This window comes from Chryseobacterium oleae (genome assembly GCF_900115055.1).
Lineage (GTDB): Bacteria > Bacteroidota > Bacteroidia > Flavobacteriales > Weeksellaceae > Chryseobacterium > Chryseobacterium oleae.
This window is the reverse complement of record NZ_FOVD01000001.1, coordinates 745,688-762,608: the sequence shown is the minus strand read 5'-3', so window position 1 is coordinate 762,608 and position 16,921 is coordinate 745,688. Positions and strand designations below refer to the sequence as shown.

At 40.2% G+C, this 16,921-nt stretch carries 12 protein-coding genes; 11 read left to right on the top strand and 1 reads right to left on the bottom strand.

Annotation, left to right across the window (positions count from 1 at the left end):
• The 11 genes from BM143_RS03355 (at window position 1) to BM143_RS23880 (ending at window position 14,815) form a co-directional block, all read left to right on the top strand.
• Window positions 1–4,233 carry a type I polyketide synthase gene (locus tag BM143_RS03355; RefSeq protein WP_090022965.1) on the top strand — a complete coding sequence of 1,411 codons (4,233 nt, stop codon included), beginning with the start codon at window positions 1–3 and terminating at the stop codon, window positions 4,231–4,233.
• The gene (locus BM143_RS03350) at window positions 4,221–4,520 is read left to right on the top strand and encodes an acyl carrier protein (protein ID WP_034728171.1); all 300 of its coding nucleotides are present in this window, start codon (window positions 4,221–4,223) and stop codon (window positions 4,518–4,520) included. Before BM143_RS03355 ends, BM143_RS03350 begins: the two co-directional genes overlap by 13 nt.
• On the top strand, window positions 4,511–5,305 hold the full coding sequence (locus BM143_RS03345; RefSeq protein ID WP_090022963.1) for an alpha/beta fold hydrolase: 795 nt from the start codon (window positions 4,511–4,513) through the stop codon (window positions 5,303–5,305). The genes BM143_RS03350 and BM143_RS03345 overlap by 10 nt, the downstream gene beginning before the upstream one ends.
• Window positions 5,298–7,703, top strand: coding sequence for a glycosyltransferase (locus BM143_RS03340; RefSeq protein WP_090022961.1), 2,406 nt, complete (start codon window positions 5,298–5,300; stop codon window positions 7,701–7,703). The genes BM143_RS03345 and BM143_RS03340 overlap by 8 nt, the downstream gene beginning before the upstream one ends.
• Window positions 7,704–7,707: 4 nt before the next feature.
• The gene (locus tag BM143_RS03335) at window positions 7,708–8,979 is read left to right on the top strand and encodes a condensation domain-containing protein (protein WP_090022959.1); all 1,272 of its coding nucleotides are present in this window, start codon (window positions 7,708–7,710) and stop codon (window positions 8,977–8,979) included.
• A complete protein-coding gene (locus BM143_RS03330; protein WP_090022956.1) occupies window positions 8,976–10,229 on the top strand; it encodes a condensation domain-containing protein in 1,254 nt (417 codons plus the stop codon). The genes BM143_RS03335 and BM143_RS03330 overlap by 4 nt, the downstream gene beginning before the upstream one ends.
• A gap of 47 nt (window positions 10,230–10,276) precedes the next feature.
• On the top strand, window positions 10,277–10,780 hold the full coding sequence (locus BM143_RS03325) for a hypothetical protein (RefSeq protein WP_228430680.1): 504 nt from the start codon (window positions 10,277–10,279) through the stop codon (window positions 10,778–10,780).
• A 210-nt stretch (window positions 10,781–10,990) separates the two neighbouring features.
• Window positions 10,991–12,517: a T9SS type A sorting domain-containing protein gene (locus BM143_RS03320; RefSeq protein WP_167375234.1), complete on the top strand. Its 1,527-nt coding sequence runs from the start codon at window positions 10,991–10,993 to the stop codon at window positions 12,515–12,517.
• 124 nt (window positions 12,518–12,641) lie between these two features.
• Complete coding sequence (locus tag BM143_RS03315; RefSeq protein ID WP_090022950.1) at window positions 12,642–13,652, top strand: phosphotransferase; 1,011 nt, start codon at window positions 12,642–12,644, stop codon at window positions 13,650–13,652.
• Window positions 13,653–13,950: 298 nt separating this feature from the next.
• Window positions 13,951–14,520 carry a 3'-5' exonuclease gene (locus BM143_RS03310; protein WP_090022948.1) on the top strand — a complete coding sequence of 190 codons (570 nt, stop codon included), beginning with the start codon at window positions 13,951–13,953 and terminating at the stop codon, window positions 14,518–14,520.
• 148 nt (window positions 14,521–14,668) lie between these two features.
• Window positions 14,669–14,815, top strand: coding sequence for a hypothetical protein (locus tag BM143_RS23880; RefSeq protein ID WP_167375233.1), 147 nt, complete (start codon window positions 14,669–14,671; stop codon window positions 14,813–14,815).
• A gap of 571 nt (window positions 14,816–15,386) precedes the next feature.
• Here the strand turns inward: BM143_RS23880 and BM143_RS03305 are convergent.
• A complete protein-coding gene (locus BM143_RS03305) occupies window positions 15,387–16,313 on the bottom strand; it encodes a hypothetical protein (RefSeq protein WP_090022945.1) in 927 nt (308 codons plus the stop codon).
• Between the last annotated feature and the right edge of the window lie 608 nt (window positions 16,314–16,921).

Below are 16,921 nucleotides of genomic sequence, written 5' to 3'. Positions count from 1 at the left end.
ATGAAAAAAACAGATGTTGCTGTTATTGGCCTATCCTGTGTCTTTCCCGGGGCACAGGATGCCCATACTTTTTGGCAGAATATTGTCAATAAGGTAGATTCTACCCAATCGGCTCCGGCTGATCGGATTGATCCTGTACACTTTAGTGATGCTACCAGTCCTGTCGACAGATTTTACTGTCAACGCGGTGGATTTATTTCAGATTATGAATTTGATCCGACAGCTTTTGGGATTCTGCCGTTAGCAGTAGAAGGCACCGAGCCGGATCATTTATTAACCCTTGATCTGGTGCAGAAAGCTCTGGATGATGCCGGTGTATTTCAAAAGGGAATATCTCTTGAGAAAACGGGTATCATTATCGGTAAAGGAAACTATACTGGTCCCGGAGCGACGCGTGCCATTGAAATCGTGCGTACCGGGGAGCAGATTTCTTCGCTATTGCAGGAATTGCTGCCTCAGGTATCTTCTTCAGATATCGAGAAGGTGAAGCATGCTTTCCAGGAGCGGAAGGGCCGTTTCGCTGCTGATACAGCTATGGGATTAATTCCCAATCTGGTTGCCTCTTTAGTAGCGAACAGGTTTAATCTGGGAGGCGCTGCCTTTACGGTAGATGCGGCCTGTGCCAGTGCTTTGATTGCAGTAGATCACGCCGTTCAGGAACTCAACCGTGGCCGTTGTGATATGGTCATCGCGGGAGGTGTGCATACCGGACAGAATGCTGCTTTCTGGAGTATTTTTGCCCAGTTGGGAGCTTTGTCTCATCAACAGCAGATCAAGCCGTTCAGTATGGATGCAGACGGATTATTAATTGGTGAAGGCTGTGGTTTCGTCGTGTTAAAACGATTGGAAGACGCAGTCCGCGATCAGGATAAAATCTACGCCGTTATCAAAGGCGTTGGAGTAAGCAGCGATGGGAATGGAACCAGCGTGATGAGCCCGTCCGTTAAAGGTCAGCTTAAAGCTTTACAACAGGCCTGGATCAATGCAGATCTGGATGAAAAACAAATCGGTTATCTGGAAGCCCATGGGACAGGAACACCGCTTGGAGATAAAACAGAACTTCAGACTCTGGCTCAGTTTTTCACTAAAGAAGAAACAACCCAGGCTGCAGGAATCGGATCCGTTAAATCCAATATCGGACATGCCATGCCGGCTGCCGGAATCGCAGGTTTAATCAAGACCTGTCTGGCGCTTCATCATGATACGTTACCGCCTACATTATATTGTGAAAATCCAATTGCAGATATGGAGCAGACCCGTTTTGCTCCAGTACAGGAACCGAAAAGCTGGTCAAAAACAGGCTTGCCGAAAGTGGCGGCTGTCAATGCCTTCGGATTTGGAGGGATCAATGCACACGTTGTTTTGGAAGGCTATGATATGCCGAAAAAAGACCGTGTTTTAGTATTGGCAAGACCTACCCATGAAGAATTGCTTTCAGCTTTAAAAAACAAAGAAAACAGAGTAGGAGAAGGGGATTACCGGATTGCTTTATTCGACCCGACCCCTGAAAGAATAGAAAAAGCGACTAAAATTGTAGCTAAAGATAATCCATGGCGCAATAAACAGGATATCTGGTACACCAACACACCTTTACTGAAAGATGGAGGTAAAATTGCCTTCGTATTTCCGGGTCTGGATGGCCTTGCGAAAGGAGAGGTGGACAGTGTGAGCCGTTATTTTGGATTAACCGAGCCTATCGAAACAGAAGGAGAAGGTTTATTAAGCGATGCATTGGGGATTTTCAATAAATGCAGCATTCTTGATAACGCCCTGAAAAAACTGGGAATTGTTCCGGATATGAATGCGGGACACAGCCTGGGAGAATGGCTGGCAGGATATTCCTCAGAACTGGCAGAAGTGAATTCTGTTAAAGCTTTGATTGATGTTCTGAATCCGGAAACCTTTGAATTAAAAGATTCCAGATTTATTGCCATCGGAGCGGGAATCGATACGGTGAAGCCTTTTATCGATGCCATTCCCAATCTTTATATTTCCAATGACAACTGTCCCAATCAGGTGATCCTTTGTGGCAGTAATGCTGCCCTGGATGAACTGGTTCCATTATTAAAATCAAAACAGATCTTTCATCAGATTCTGCCGTTCCAGTCTGGTTTTCACTCACCGTTTATCGCTGATAAACTGGATGTGATTTTAGCTGGAATGGAAAAAGCGCAGTTTCAACAGACGAAAATCCCGTTGTGGTCTGCAACCACTTTAGAGCCGTATCCTGCCGATCAGGATGCGATCAGAAAACTAAGTGCCGAGCATTTGGTGCAGCCGGTCCGTTTTCGTGAACTGACGGATAAACTATATGAAGAAGGCGCAAAATTCTTTATTCAGATGGGTACCGGAGGACTGATCGGGTTTATTGATGATACTTTGAAAGGAAAAGCATTCAGTACGATTGCTTCCAGTGTTGCTACAAGATCTGCACTGGCTCAGTTGCAGCGTGTGGTAGCTGCATTATTTGTGGAAGGTAAAACCGTAGCATTGGACTTTTTAGAAGTACAAAGCCAATCAAAAAAGTCATCAGGAAAGGGAATCAAGTTACAGCTGGGTTCACCGATCATCCGTGATTTTAAAGAAATTCAAAATCTGGCTCAGTCTTTTGAGCTGGCAAAACAAAATACGGTTTCAGCGACGGTCGCTAAGACAGGTCATCCTCTTGTTCAGGCTTTCCAGGAAAATATTACTGATATGATCCGGATGCAGGAAGAAGTATTGACGCTGTTTCAAAACCGTCCGGAAATTACAATCCCAAGACCTGTGGTTTCTAAAGCACCTGTCAGTAAGAATTTCTCGAAACTTCTGTATGTTACTTTAGATACGCATCCTTACCTCATCGACCACAGTTTATTGAGACAGCCGAAAGGATGGACCAATGTCTCTGATATGGAACCGGTGATCCCGATGACCATGATTTTCGAGCAGTTAGCAGAAATAGCACAGGCCGAAATACCGGGAACCCGCGTTCATAAAATTATGAATGTAAGTGTGTTTCAATGGATGAATGTGGCCAGGCCTTTTGAAAAAACAGTCAAAGGAGAATGGCGTTCCAATAACCATGCTTACCTTGATATCGAGAACTTTGCGAATGCAGAAGTCTTACTCGCTTCGTCTGCACCTGCTGTTCCTGCCTTTAACCTGGCAATCGGGGATCTTCTGCCTATTGAAAGAACAACTGAAGAAATCTATGATAAACATATGTTCCATGGAGAACTCTACCAGGGAATTACCGAGATTTCAGCGGTAGGAACGAAAGGAATTGTAGGAAAAATCAAAGGAAACGGTGGAAAAGGTTCTTTGCTTGATAATGCCGGACAGTTATTCGGATTGTGGCTGCAGCTTACCCTGACCAAAGACCGTATTGCTTTCCCTGTGAAAATCAGAGATATTGAATTCTTCGGAGATATGGAGGATCAGGACGGTATTTTTGAATGTACCTGCATCCTTACCGAGCTCAATGAAGAATTTGCCATCGCTGATATCATCCTGAAAAGAGATGGAAAGGTATGGTGCGCGATTACAGGCTGGCAAAACCGCCGACTGGAAATCGATGAACCGCTGTGGAATGTTTCCATGTCGCCTTTGCACAATCGTCTTTCGGAGGAAATAGCTCCTGAAGTGTTTTTCTTTCATCAGGCGTATACCAGAGTGGCTTCGTGGGATTTTATCCTCAAAAGATATTTCAACCAGACGGAAAAGCAGTATCATCAGCAGTTGTTTCCCAACAAGCGGAAAGAATGGATGGTAAGCCGTGTAGCCGTGAAAGATGCGGTACGAAACCTTCTCCGTGAAAAGAAAAATCACCCTTGTTTCCCCATCACTTTTGAAATCGGGAAGGATGAAGTTGGAAAACCTTATCTGATAGGCGATGTCACGGAAGATATCCATATTTCTTTAGCCCATAAAGAAAAGGACGCGGTAGGTATTGCACGACAGGGCGGCCCGGTGGGAATCGACATGGAGATCATGGAAGAACGCAGCTCCGGATTTTATGACCTGGTATTTACTGATCACGAATTAACCTTATTAAAAGACAGAGATCAGGCAGAATGGACCACCAGATTCTGGGTAGCCAAAGAAGCGTACGGAAAGTTTCTGGGAACCGGACTGAAAGGAAACCCAAAAGCCTTTGAAATCACCCATATTGAAGGGGATCATTTATGGATCAACCAAACTGAAATAAAAACTATTAAACATAAAAAATATATTATCGGATGGACACTATAAACAACACATTAAAATTGAATCACGAAGAATTGTTCACACTTTTAAAAGGTTTTATTACGGAAGTGATAGGCGCTGAATTTGTAGAGGAAATGGATATCACTCCGGACAGTTCATTCACGAAAGACCTGGAAATGGACAGCATAGAAATCGTTTCTTTTTCTGAGAAGATCAAAGCGCATTTCGGGGATCAGATTGACTTCACGGGATGGCTGTCTTCTATGGACTTAGACGAACTGATCAACCTTGACCTCCGTATGATCATCAATTATATCTACGAATGCCAATAATCAATGTAAACCATAAACAGGTTCATATTCAGGAACTCAACAAAGGGGCTGAACAGACGGTGGTGCTTATCCACGGGATGTTCAGCAACCTCTCCATTTATTATTTTAATATTGCCCCGATTCTGGCCAGGCATTTCCACGTGGTGATGTACGATCTGAAAAGTCACGGCATGAGCGAGCGTTTTACAGACGGCTACGATCTGGAAAGTATGTCATCTGATGTACTGGCTTTGATGGATATTTTAAATCTTAAGAAAGCACATCTGGCCGGATACAGTTTCGGAGGATTGATTGCTTTGAAAACAGCATTGAAAGCGCCGGAACGTGTCAGTCAGCTGGTCGTTATAGAAGCCCCGGATCCTCAGGACGAAAAGGCCCGTAACATCATCGATGAATACAGTAAAGAATTTCTCGAACATTACGTGGCTAATTTTACGGACACTACCAAAGTGCAGATGGGCAAAAGGCAGATGGAGAAAAACCACCGGATGTATGAATTCCTGTTTGAAAAGACCAGCATCAAAGCAGATATGATCAGGGAAAAACATTTTCTGGGGGAAGCGAATTTCTCAGAACTGGATACGCCCACACTTTTGCTTTACGGATCTGAATCGAACTGTAAACCTACAGGAGAATGGCTGAAAACGCAGATCATTTCATCTGAACTGGAACTGATTCCCGGTGATCACAATGTCCCGATACAGGAACCCGTTCAGATCGCAGAATCGATGGTTCATTTTTTATCTCAATCATTATCTAACGCATTAACACAAAATCATGGCTAAATTTGTATTTGTTGTTCCACCATTGACAGGCCATGTCAATCCAACCTTAAGCATCGGCGCAGAATTACTGCAAAGAGGACATGAAGTGGCCTGGATCAGTCTTGACAAAAATTTAAGTACAAAACTTCCTGTCGGGGGAGAACTTTTACTCATTCAATATGACCAAACCGACGAGGAGAAAAGAGAAAGTGAAAGCTATCTCGATATTATTTCTAAAAAAGTAGTCTACGGTATCGACAGTATTAAGTTTCTTTACGATGACGTATTGATTCCTTTAAACAGACATTGCTACAATGGAATCGTTACCCTGCTAAAACAATATCAACCCGATTTGGTGATTGGAGATCATCAGTTATTTGCTGCCGCTATTGCTGCTAAAAAACTAAATCTTCCTTACAGCACATCCGTTACCGCTCCAGCTGCCATTAAAATGATGGACGAGCTGCCTAAAGTACACGAATGGGAAGTGAACAAAATCATTGAACTGCAGAAAGAACTGGGAGTAACGGAAAACCGTTCATTGGCTTCTTCTGATCTGTTGACGCTTGTTTTAACTTCAAAATATTTCTTTGGCGAAATGGATCTTCCGGAGAATTATCAGTTCACGGGACCTGTTCTTATGGAACGCCGCATCTCCTGTGAATTTGATTGGGACAGATTGAAAAGCAGTACCCACAAAAAGATCCTGGTAAGCATCGGAACCACTTTCGATCATGATCATAAAAAAGTATTCTTCCAAAAAGTGGTAGATGCTTTTAAAGATGAAGATCTGACCGTTGTATTAGTCTCTGATCCACAGCTTTTTGACAGTTGGCCGGAGAACTTTATGGTCTACAATCAGGTTCCTCAATTGGATCTTTTGCCTTATCTGGATGGAGTCGTTTGCCACGGTGGTCACAATACCGTTTCTGAAGCCCTTTCCAATAGTCTTCCGCTGGTTGTGATCCCGATTGCGTATGATCAGTCTCATGTAGCAGGACGCGTTGTGCGTACCGGAGCAGGAGAGCGTCTTAATTTTAACAGATTTAAATCCCATCACTTAAACGAAGCCGTGAAAAATATATTAAATAATTCAGAATATAAAGAAGCTGCTGAAACGGTTCGTGAATCTTTCACCGAAGCCGGAGGTACAGCCACTGCAGCCAATTTGCTTGAAAAAGCATTAATCCCTGCTGATGAAACCATAAAGCCGGGGTCTAAATTTTTATTTGTGATCCCACCGTTTTTTGGCCATATCAGCCCAACATTAAGTGTGGGAGCCAGCCTGATCGCCCGTGGACACGAAGTGAAATGGTTTGGAATTACTCCATTGGATAGCAAACATATTCCGGAAGGAGGAAGTTATTTTTATCCTGAAGAAGATCTTATTCCGTTTCAGGAGGATATCAAACGTATTTTAAAGAGACAGGATGACGGGCCGGCGTGTTCAGGACCAGAAGTGATGAAGCTCGCACTGGAAGAAACCTATGTTCCGTTTGCTAAAATGATGATGCCCGGATTGGAGCGTCTGATGGAAAGCTGGAAACCTGATGTTCTGGTGAATGATTGCATCACTTTCGGAGGAGCTCTTTTTGCCCACAAACATCATATTCCGTGTGTAACAACTACGCCTGTTCCTCCAGATGTAATGGGCGATACCGCGAATAACGCACCCAAAATATTCGAATGGCAGCAAAACCTGATCAAAGATCTTCAAAAAGAAGTAGGGATCAATGATGAAGGGATTTTTATCCATTCCAATAAGTTAAATCTGGTATTCACATCACAGACGTTTGCTGATTTTGAAACCGTTCCGCCTCATATGAGATTTGTAGGTCCCGTAAAAGGACGTCCGAATCCGGCTCCATTTGACTGGAAAAAACTGGAAGCATCTACGACCCCAAAAATATTTGTATCACTCGGGACTTTGTTGGTAGACATCCGGAAAGCCTTTTTTGAAAAAGTGATTGCCGCTTTTGCAGATCAGCCTGTAACGGTCATCGCGGCAACTCCGCCGGACATATTTGATGAATGGCCTTCTAATTTCATCGTGAATGGTTTTGTACCGCAATCTGCATTAATGCCTCATATGGATGCCGTGATCTGCCACGGAGGTTTTAATACCGTTAACGATACTTTCACCAACGGATTACCGATGTTGATTACCCCTATTGCCTACGACCATTTTCATATTGCCAAATTAATTGAAAAGGCTGGCTGCGGAATCAGCATCCGATACAAGAGATTGCGTGTTGAGGCTCTTCGTGAAACTGTTTTTGAATTGCTGGAGAATCCTGCCTACAGAAACGCAGCGAAAGAGGTTCAGGCCAATTTGCTGAATGCCGGCGGTAATGACCGTGCGGTAGAGCTTCTGGAAGATTTTGTACAGCAACATGGTTCAACATTAGTTACGGTATAAGCCTATGCGAAGAAAATTGTTATTTGGTGAGCGCATGCTTCTGGGTGACGGAACAGAGCCCTTCAATGCGGTGATTCCGTTCCGGTTGCGCGGAACCTTTAAAGAGGAAAATATTCAACATGCGCTGAATCAGATTCAGCGCAAACATCCATGGTTGAGAGCACTCATCAGTCATGATGAAAACAATATCCCGTGGTTTGAAGTTCCGGAAAGACGTCTGCCCATCCCGATACGGATCGTGGTCCGAAAAGGAGAGGACGACTGGAAAGAAGAATCCGCAAGAGAGTGGAAAACCTTGTTTAATTACGGAGAATTGCCATTGATCCGTTTTGTATGGATCAAAGGGGAAGAGGTTTCAGATATGCTTTTTTCTTTTCATCACTGTTTGTGTGACGGTGGTTCTGCAATGGCTTTCCTATATGAATTTTTACAGCTGCTGGATCGTCCTTCCGCAGAAATTGGAGTGGAAAATCCTATACTCGGAATTCATGATGTGGTTCCTGCTGAGATTTTAACGAACCGCAAACAAAAACTGAAAGCAAAAGTGATCGGAAGACTGGCCGCAACAGCCATCAAATGTATTCCTGTCAACAAAAAGGCCATCGACCGACAAAATGATTATCTGATCCACTGGAAATTTGACAAAGAAATGAGTCAGGAACTGATTGCTTACTGTAAATCACAGGAAGTTACGGTTAACACGTTCCTGAGTGCAGCAGTCCTTCAGGCATTTAAAAAAGTGAGAGGGGCAGCGGCTTTCAATAAAGTTTCGTGTCCGGTAGATATAAGACGTTTTGCAAAGCAGATCAAAGAGGATCATATTTTTGCTTTTGGGCTGATGATCGTGGTTTCAGCGAATCAAAAAATAAGTTTCTCAGAAAACTTAAGACTGATGCAGGAATCTGTAGAACGTAAAACCTCCAAACTGAATCCTTATATTACCATGATGGTGATGGAATCCGCGCATGATGCTTTGAAAAATTTCACGAAGCTATTGAAGCATGGCAAGTCTTCCAACGATTGTATGTTTTCCAATCTGGGACGCATTCAGATTCCTCATCAATACAAGGAATTTACACTGGATACCATTTTCAGTCCTTCGGTGATCGGACCTTTGGGAAATACCACAACGATGGTGACATCAACATTCAACGGGGAAATGGATTTTTCATTTGTAGGAAGCGAAGGATATTTACCATATGCTGAAGCCTTAGCCATTCGTGATGAGGTGATTCAGACGGTGAAATTACAATTAGACCATATAGCAGTATTATGATCAGGCGAAATTTAATGATGGTGGAACGGATCATGTATGTGGATCCTGAAACCCCTGTCAATTGTGTATTTACGGCAAAAATCAAAGGGAATATCCCTGAGGAAAACTTTAAGGCTGCTTTAGAAAAAATCCAGCAGAAACATCCGTTGCTAAGAACCAGAATTGATAACAGCAGTGAAAAGTATCCTTTTTTTATAGAAGAAAAAGAAATGGAACCTATTCCGCTTCGTATTGTTGAGCGGAAAACCGATGAAGACTGGCTGCAGGAATCCGAAAGTGAATGGTTCCGGCTGTTTAAAGACGATAAAAAGCCACTGGCCCAATTGGTCTGGATCAGAGGAAATGAAGTATCTGAAATTCTTTGGGTACTGCCTCACTGTATCTGCGACGGAACTTCGCTTGTTAACCTGATGCAGGAACTTTTGGGTCTACTGGATGATCCTTCTTTTGAGATGAATCCTTATGATGTATTCAATTCAGTTAATGATTTTCTGCCTGTAGATTTTAATACGAAAAAGCAGAAACGCAAGGCCCGTTTTTACCTGATAATGGCGCGACTTTTTTTTCTCATGCAGCGGAAAAGTAAGATAAGAAATCTTGGCAGCAATTACGTTGTTCATTGGAAATTGAACTCGGCTACAACGGCACAAATCACTGAAAAGTCTAAAGCTCATGGTGTTTCTGTACACGCATTGCTTTGCTCTTCGTTTATGCAGGCTTTTCAGGAAATTCAAGGAAAACAGGCAAAAGGCAAGGTGATCAGCCCTGTAGATGTGCGCCATTTTATTCCGGAGATCAGGCAGGATCAGGTTTTTGCTTTTGCACCAACCGTTGAATTGTCATTAAAAAAAGGAAGTACAGATCTACTGGATAATGCCAGACAGATCAAAAAAGATCTTGTAGAAAAAATAGAAAAAATGCAAGCCAGAGAGCTTTTGTGGATGGGGGAGCAGATGCATCCTGTCGTTAATCGTATGGTTTCTATGTTGAAATCAAGTAAAGGCGGTCATGATGTAACGCTTTCCAATATGGGAAGAATCAATATCCCAAGCGATTATAAAAATTTTAAAGTAGAAACGATCATCAGCCCGACTGTTGCCTTTCCATGGCTGAATTCAAATACTTTGGTCGCAACAACGTATAACCAACAAATGGACTTTACGTTTATGTCTAATGAGCATTTTCTGCCTAAAGAAGAAGCCGTTACAATTAAAGATAAAGCCATTGAACTCCTGACCTCGTCGCTATGAAATTTAAACTGAAGCCACCACCTCCCAAAAAACTCAAAAAAACCACGTTGAAACGCTTTTTAATCAAGCGTACGATTTACTATGTCCTTCCGAATGTATTCTTCAATTTCATTATCGCTTACGCCAGTTTTCAGGAATTAGGATACACCCATTTCTTTTCAGGAACTCAAAATCTGGCCCGATTGACGCTACCCATGGCGATATTTTTACCGGTAGTTCTGACCATCGATATCATCAACAGAGTAATCATTGCTTCCGAACAGGGCGCCATTGAGTTTACCGTAGATGAGCAGCTCAATAAAAAGAAACTGATGACCAAGCTGAGTATTCTGCACGGACTCACCACCGGATTACTGGTGCTGTCGGTCTTGCTTTTTGCGCAATATGGTTTTTCAAAATATTATAAGCTGGATGCTACGGCAATGGCGGTACTTGTGGGCGTGCTGGCGGGAATTCTTTCTGTCATTTTTGTGTATCTTCCGGTGAGGAGATTGAGGAGATGGATGTGGAGAAGGGGAGCGGTATTGACTGTAGAAGAGGTTGAGGCATAGTGTACCAGAATTTTTTCATCATCTTGCTTTGTTTGAAATTCTACCACTATTCTTCTTTCCTGTTGAGGATAAATTTCCACTAATACAAAATCACTGATTACAAATTTCGCTGCCTTTATTGGGTGTCGAGATCTTTCTTTGTACCTAATGAACAGGTTATTAAACTTTACTTTAAAAAAACTATTTTTGCCAAAAAATAATAACCTGATTATGAGAAAACTTCTATTCTTTTCCTTTTTAAGTTTTGTTTCTGTTTCCGGTCAAGTGGTTGATACCAATTATGGGACAAGTGGAAAACTTTTTGTCAATATTCCCCCTACTCAAAACAGGGAATATAACATAAAAACCTTCTATACTGCTGATCAGAAAACAGTCAATATTGGCTACTACGATACCGGCTCTTTTACCAACAAAACATATTTTATTACCAAATATAATTACGACGGAACACCGGACACGACTTTTGGAACCAATGGACTTTTAAGTATTCCGGCCTATCCAAACAATCCCGGAGAAATTACAGTGCAAAGTTCTGTTACGCTGGATGATAATTCTATTATCCTTTCCTGTTCTGCCAATATGAAGGCTTATCTTGTTAAGATCACTGGCAATGGAAGCATTGACACTTCATTCGGAGTTAATGGTTTTAAGCTTGCTGATTTTCTTTTTACACCGACTACATTAACCTATGGGACTTTAATGAAGGATGAAACCAATCAAATTTTTGTTGTTTATGGTTCAACAGTTGGTAATCCTTCAAAAACATATACCAATCTTTGTAAAATTTTGCCCAACGGGACCATTGATACCAGTTTTGGAAATAATGGTTTCAGTGCAGTATTGATAGACCGGGATTATAAATATCAGACTCTGAAGAAAACAAGAATTAAGAATGGTAAAATTTACAACTTCGCCACCTCGTTTTATTATAATAATAGCGGAAACTATACACAGACAGATGTCTGGACATGCCATTTCTTAAATGGAACTCCTGATGCCAGTTTCGGTGACAATGGCTATCTTTATGTACCAAGAGATATTACGATTTATGATTATAATATACAGGAAGACGGTAAAATTCTGGTTGCAAACTATGTGGATCTGAGTTCTGCAAACAGTTATGTAAGAGGTTCCAGATACCTGCGCTCGGGAGCCATAGATACATCATTTGGAAATGGTGGGAAAGTGGAATCTGGATTCGGACAATGGAGTGTGCACGTTCCGCATAGAATCATGGAAATAGATCATCATGTGTATATTTTTTCTTCTTATTACAAAAGTGATACACCGGTTGAATATGCAGCAACAATATTAAAATATAACACCAACGGAGTTCGTGATGCATCGTTTGGAACAGGCGGTTTGTTTAAAGTCCCTGCCAATATCAGCTCTGTTGCAGATGTTTTTGTGAATGGAGACCAGGGCTTTATTCTTACGGTTCAGAAGAATACCTATGGAGAACTCTTTAATATGAAAGTGGATTATAATATGAATTTTTTAAGCACTGAGTCTGCTATTCTGGCTCCTGAAATGAAATTATTTCCAAATCCGGTTACAGATATTCTTTACCTTTCAAGTGTAAAAAATGAGAATTTTGTTATTTATAATGCTGCCGGACAAAAAGTTAAGGCAGGTTCTTATACAGCAGGAAAAGAGATACATGTTCAGGATCTCAGCAAAGGAAGCTATTGGCTGAAACTTGAGCATTCAAAAGCTGTTCAGTTTATAAAAAAATAAAGAATTGATGTGCTTTTAGACGGGTAGTTCATGCTAAATCTCAAAAAACAATTGAACAGGCATAAAGCCAAAAAATGTTAGTGAGATTGCAAATATTTTATAACCAACTAAGAACCAAGAACTGATGCCAGAGAAATTTCCTACCATAAACAGTACACTTTCACCCAATGAACTCGGTAAACTTATTCAACGGAAATATGGTCTAACCGACAAAACGGAATGCAGCATATTCCGACTTGCTATGAATCATTTATACTTGGTTCACGATGACGAAAACAAATACGTTTTTAGAGTGTATACCCATAATTGGCGGACTCAATTAGAAGTTGAAGAAGAGTTAAGACTTTTAATTCTTCTAAAAGAAGCAGGCCGGCAAGTTGCTTTTCCAATAGCTGATCAATCGAACCAATTCATTCAGGAAATTGAAGCTCCGGAAGGGACAAGATTTGGCGTTTTATTTTCGTACGCTAAAGGCATAAAGACTGCAAAATTTTCAGCCCAAACAAGCTTTCTAATTGGGCAGGCATTAGCAAAAGTTCATCAATCTACAGAAAATGTAGAACTGATGAGAATGTCTTATAATGCTCAAAACTTGCTTAAGGACCCTGTTTTAAGAACAAAAGAATTCTACAGTAAAAATAGTAACGAAATTCAATTTTTAGAAACCCTTTCTAATTTTTTAATGCTAAAAATGGAAAATATTGACAAACAAACAATGAGATATGGAGCTGTTCATCTTGACGTTTGGTTTGACAATTTGCACATTGACGATGAAAAAGAAATAACATTTTTTGACTTTGATTTTTGTGGCAACGGGTATTTATGTTTTGACATTTCTTATTTCCTGTTTCAGTTACTGGCAACCCATCTGAACGAAGAGGAATATCAGGAAAAAGCAGAGAGTTTCATAAAAGGTTATGAGACGGTAACTATAATCAGTAACGAAGAAAAAAAGTTTTTGCCCTACGCATGTTTAGCCATTATGACCTATTACATAAGTGTTCAGTGCGACAGATTTGACTATTGGACAAATATTTTCCTGAACGAAGATCATTTAAAAAGAATGGTTGGGAATTTAAAACGATGGATGGCTTATCACAAAATTGAGATGAATAATAAAGTTTTAACAAACTAAAATGGACGGACAAACGAGAATCGCGGACATCTTATAAGAATTTCGCAACAGTGGGAAACGGCAGTGCTTATAGTGACTTTTGTATTAAAAATTAGCCCCATTACAAAGCTTAAGGCTGTAAATTATCGATAGCACTCAATCTGAAAAAACGATACTATTCAATTGGTTTGATTAATAAAAAATGAATGCGCCAATAGATTGCGTACTAAGAATCTAATTTTGAAAATATATCGGATTGACGCAATGTGTTAAGTTGAAAAATTAGTGGCAAGCAAACTTAAAATACCTACACTATACTATGAAATTTTCCAGTGATTTAGTAATTTATGATTTAGAAGGAAGTTGCAAAACTTTTGGAAAAAATGAAATGAATGAAACTAATATAATAGAAATAGGGGCTGTAAAATTAGACAGGAAAACTTTTGAAATAAAAAGCGAATTCTCTATTTTAATAAAACCAAAACATTTTCCAATTCTACCCGAAATCACGGAGATTACAAACATTACAAACGAAATGGTTGAAAATGAAAAGTATTTTGATGAAGCCATTCTTCTGTTTTTAGATTGGTACGGAGAAAAAAATAAATCTACTTTAGCTGGTTGGGGACTGTACTACGATTTACCGCTTTTGAGGAAAGAATTTACGGAATTTGGATTTGATTATAATGCATATTTTGTAGGTGGAGGTTTTGACATCAGAGCACTGGGGGGTTATTGGCTGGCGAAAAAAAACATCTCTACATCTGGAATTTCATTAGAAAGAGTTTTAGAAAAAATGAATATAAAAGAAGATTTTAAATTTCACAGAGCATTAGACGATGCAAAAGCAACGGCACTCATATTACAACAAATTCTTCATGAAAAATGATTGTATGCTACTATGATTCACGTTTGTGCTTCGTCAGAAATCTTGTATTAATCGATATCCGCTTTTAGTTGCTGCCACAGCCAAGCTCAACTCTTTAATAATGGATATGACTAAATCTAAAGAGACGATAATAGAAACTCAATAATTTATGAAAAAAAAGAAGTTCTATATTTTCGCAATAATAGCCGCAATTATCTTATTTCTGGCTTTTTTTTCTAAGTATGAAAAAGGAGTGGAAGTTGGAATCTGGGGAATGAACAGATCGATTAACTGGGGATGGAACTTTGGATTTTGATAAGATTTAATCATAACGATTATTAATAATCTCAAAAAACGATTAACGTCATTTATACCTGAACAATAAAAGCCAACTTTTTGAGAGTTGGCTTTGCCAATGAAAAGAGGGGAGTATCTCTTCCCAATTCTCTCTACCCATTCCAGAAGTTCCTCCAGCCACCTCCCCAACCGTCTCCATCCGCTTCCGAAGCCCCTCCAGCCCGTTACGCAAGTGGCTTTATCCAGTTAGGTAAGGGCCAAAAGCTAGTTACCTAACCCCTTCGAGGCCCTTCCGAAGTATCTCTACCCCGTTATATGAGTACCTCCAAGCTCTTCCGAAGGGTGTAGACCCCCTTACCCAACCCCCTGTACCCCCTTGGGTAAGGGGGTAAAATCCTTTATTGACGGGATTTTTTGCAAATATGCAGAAAGCCCGCAAAATCGTCTGTGAACATGATAATAGGAAAGAGGCTCTTTGCTCTCGGGTTCACACGATACCAAAATGTTCAACCGAACTCCTGAAAAAATAAAAACCAACTTTTAAAGTTGGTTTTTTATCGTCTGTACAGAATGTGAAACCATTTTAAGATCTAAAATTTCTCTGCAGGCTGTATCGTTAATGTGTCGTCTTTCCTGAAAAACAAGAGCCAGATCCAAACAAAAAATGCCAGTATAAAAGAAATAATAATACTCTGATAAAAGAAGTCTTTGGCGGCGGCGTTGGCTTGAAACTCCCCGATGGCCTGATTGATCGTTAAACCCTGTTTTACCAGTAAGGTAATGACCGTAGTAACGTTGGCAAGAAGGATGCTTATGATGTTTGTCAGAACAATAATATACCTGGTGAGTTTTCCTTGCAGTCCTTTGAAATAATCATAACCTAAAATTCCGAGGAATGCGATAGCTAATGTCATTCCGGAGGCCAGTCTTTCAAAATATACCGCACACAAAACCCAAAGAATAATTCCCGGAACTGAAAAAAGAAGGGCGCCCAAAAATCCTGTCAGATAATTTTTTTCTTTTGAAATTCTTTCTTTTTCAATGTCGTGGAACCTACGGTCCTCCTGAGTGAAACAGGTGTCACAAAGCATGATACCAGTGTCGTTCAGGTCGTAATAGTTGATTCTTTGATCTTTCCCACAGCTATGACATTGGTTTTGCTCTGGTAGGTTGAGTTTTTTGAACAGGTCCACCAAAAAGTCGAACAAAGCATAAACCGTCTTAATTTGAGTAAGCGTTACGTTTTCAACGAATTTAAAGAAAATCACATGGTTGCTGATTTCAAAGTAGGTAAACTTTAATTTTCTTTTGTTGTTGGTTAATTCTGTTTTGATGTACAGCTCTTGTTCTTCTGTTAAGCTGCCGATGGTTGCCGTTACCAGTTTGAATTGAGGTGTAGTCATTACACTTGCATCTGAAACGTTGAAAAAGTACCCTTTGTAAAGTCCAAATACACTGTCTTTTGTTTTGTACCAGCCAAGATCTTTGGCTATTTTTTTTGCCTTTGGAAAAATCATTTGTAATCTTTTAATGGAGGAGTGGTATCACGGGTGAAATGACAGATACCCTCGTTGGAGTACGTGTTAAGCTCGCTGTCCATTCCTGCATGGCAAATTTAAATTTATTTTCTAATTCATCATCATTATAGAAGGTCTAAACTGATGAATATCATCAACTGCAAGAAGGCTTCTTCAGAAAATGTGTTGATTCTCTGTGACCTCAACTGTTTTTTGCTAAACATTGGAGTACTAAAAAGCAACAAAAAATCAAAAAAAAGTGGTATTTCTATCTTTAATTATTTTTTTCTTTCACGTAAAAAGCTAATAAATAATGGGATGTGAGATGGTTGTTGTGTTTTATTTCAAGCTAAAGTGAAATAAAATTGAATTGTGTTGTATTTTTTTTTATTTTCATTACTCAAAACTAATACTCTAAAAACATTAACCATAAAAACAAAATACATGAAAATTTTTCTTAAAAATTGAATAATCAGCTAACCTTGATATTCATCTCCCTGGACGTATAAAATAGAAGTGGCAATTTGAAACGGATTAGCCATCTCCTATCAATTCTGTATAATTTTCCATCTGCTTTATGTTTAGGTTGGGATTAAATTTCCCGGAAG

What these genes read in the sequence shown, in the direction of transcription:
- BM143_RS03345 (WP_090022963.1), top strand. Translation starts at nt 4,511, where the DNA reads ATGCCAATAATCAATGTAAACCATAAACAGGTTCATATTCAGGAACTC.
- BM143_RS03310 (WP_090022948.1), top strand. Translation starts at nt 13,951, where the DNA reads ATGAAATTTTCCAGTGATTTAGTAATTTATGATTTAGAAGGAAGTTGC.
- BM143_RS03355 (WP_090022965.1), top strand. Translation starts at nt 1, where the DNA reads ATGAAAAAAACAGATGTTGCTGTTATTGGCCTATCCTGTGTCTTTCCC.
- BM143_RS03330 (WP_090022956.1), top strand. Translation starts at nt 8,976, where the DNA reads ATGATCAGGCGAAATTTAATGATGGTGGAACGGATCATGTATGTGGAT.
- BM143_RS03335 (WP_090022959.1), top strand. Translation starts at nt 7,708, where the DNA reads ATGCGAAGAAAATTGTTATTTGGTGAGCGCATGCTTCTGGGTGACGGA.
- BM143_RS23880 (WP_167375233.1), top strand. Translation starts at nt 14,669, where the DNA reads ATGAAAAAAAAGAAGTTCTATATTTTCGCAATAATAGCCGCAATTATC.
- BM143_RS03320 (WP_167375234.1), top strand. Translation starts at nt 10,991, where the DNA reads ATGAGAAAACTTCTATTCTTTTCCTTTTTAAGTTTTGTTTCTGTTTCC.
- BM143_RS03350 (WP_034728171.1), top strand. Translation starts at nt 4,221, where the DNA reads ATGGACACTATAAACAACACATTAAAATTGAATCACGAAGAATTGTTC.
- BM143_RS03305 (WP_090022945.1), bottom strand. Translation starts at nt 16,313, where the DNA reads ATGATTTTTCCAAAGGCAAAAAAAATAGCCAAAGATCTTGGCTGGTAC.
- BM143_RS03340 (WP_090022961.1), top strand. Translation starts at nt 5,298, where the DNA reads ATGGCTAAATTTGTATTTGTTGTTCCACCATTGACAGGCCATGTCAAT.
- BM143_RS03315 (WP_090022950.1), top strand. Translation starts at nt 12,642, where the DNA reads ATGCCAGAGAAATTTCCTACCATAAACAGTACACTTTCACCCAATGAA.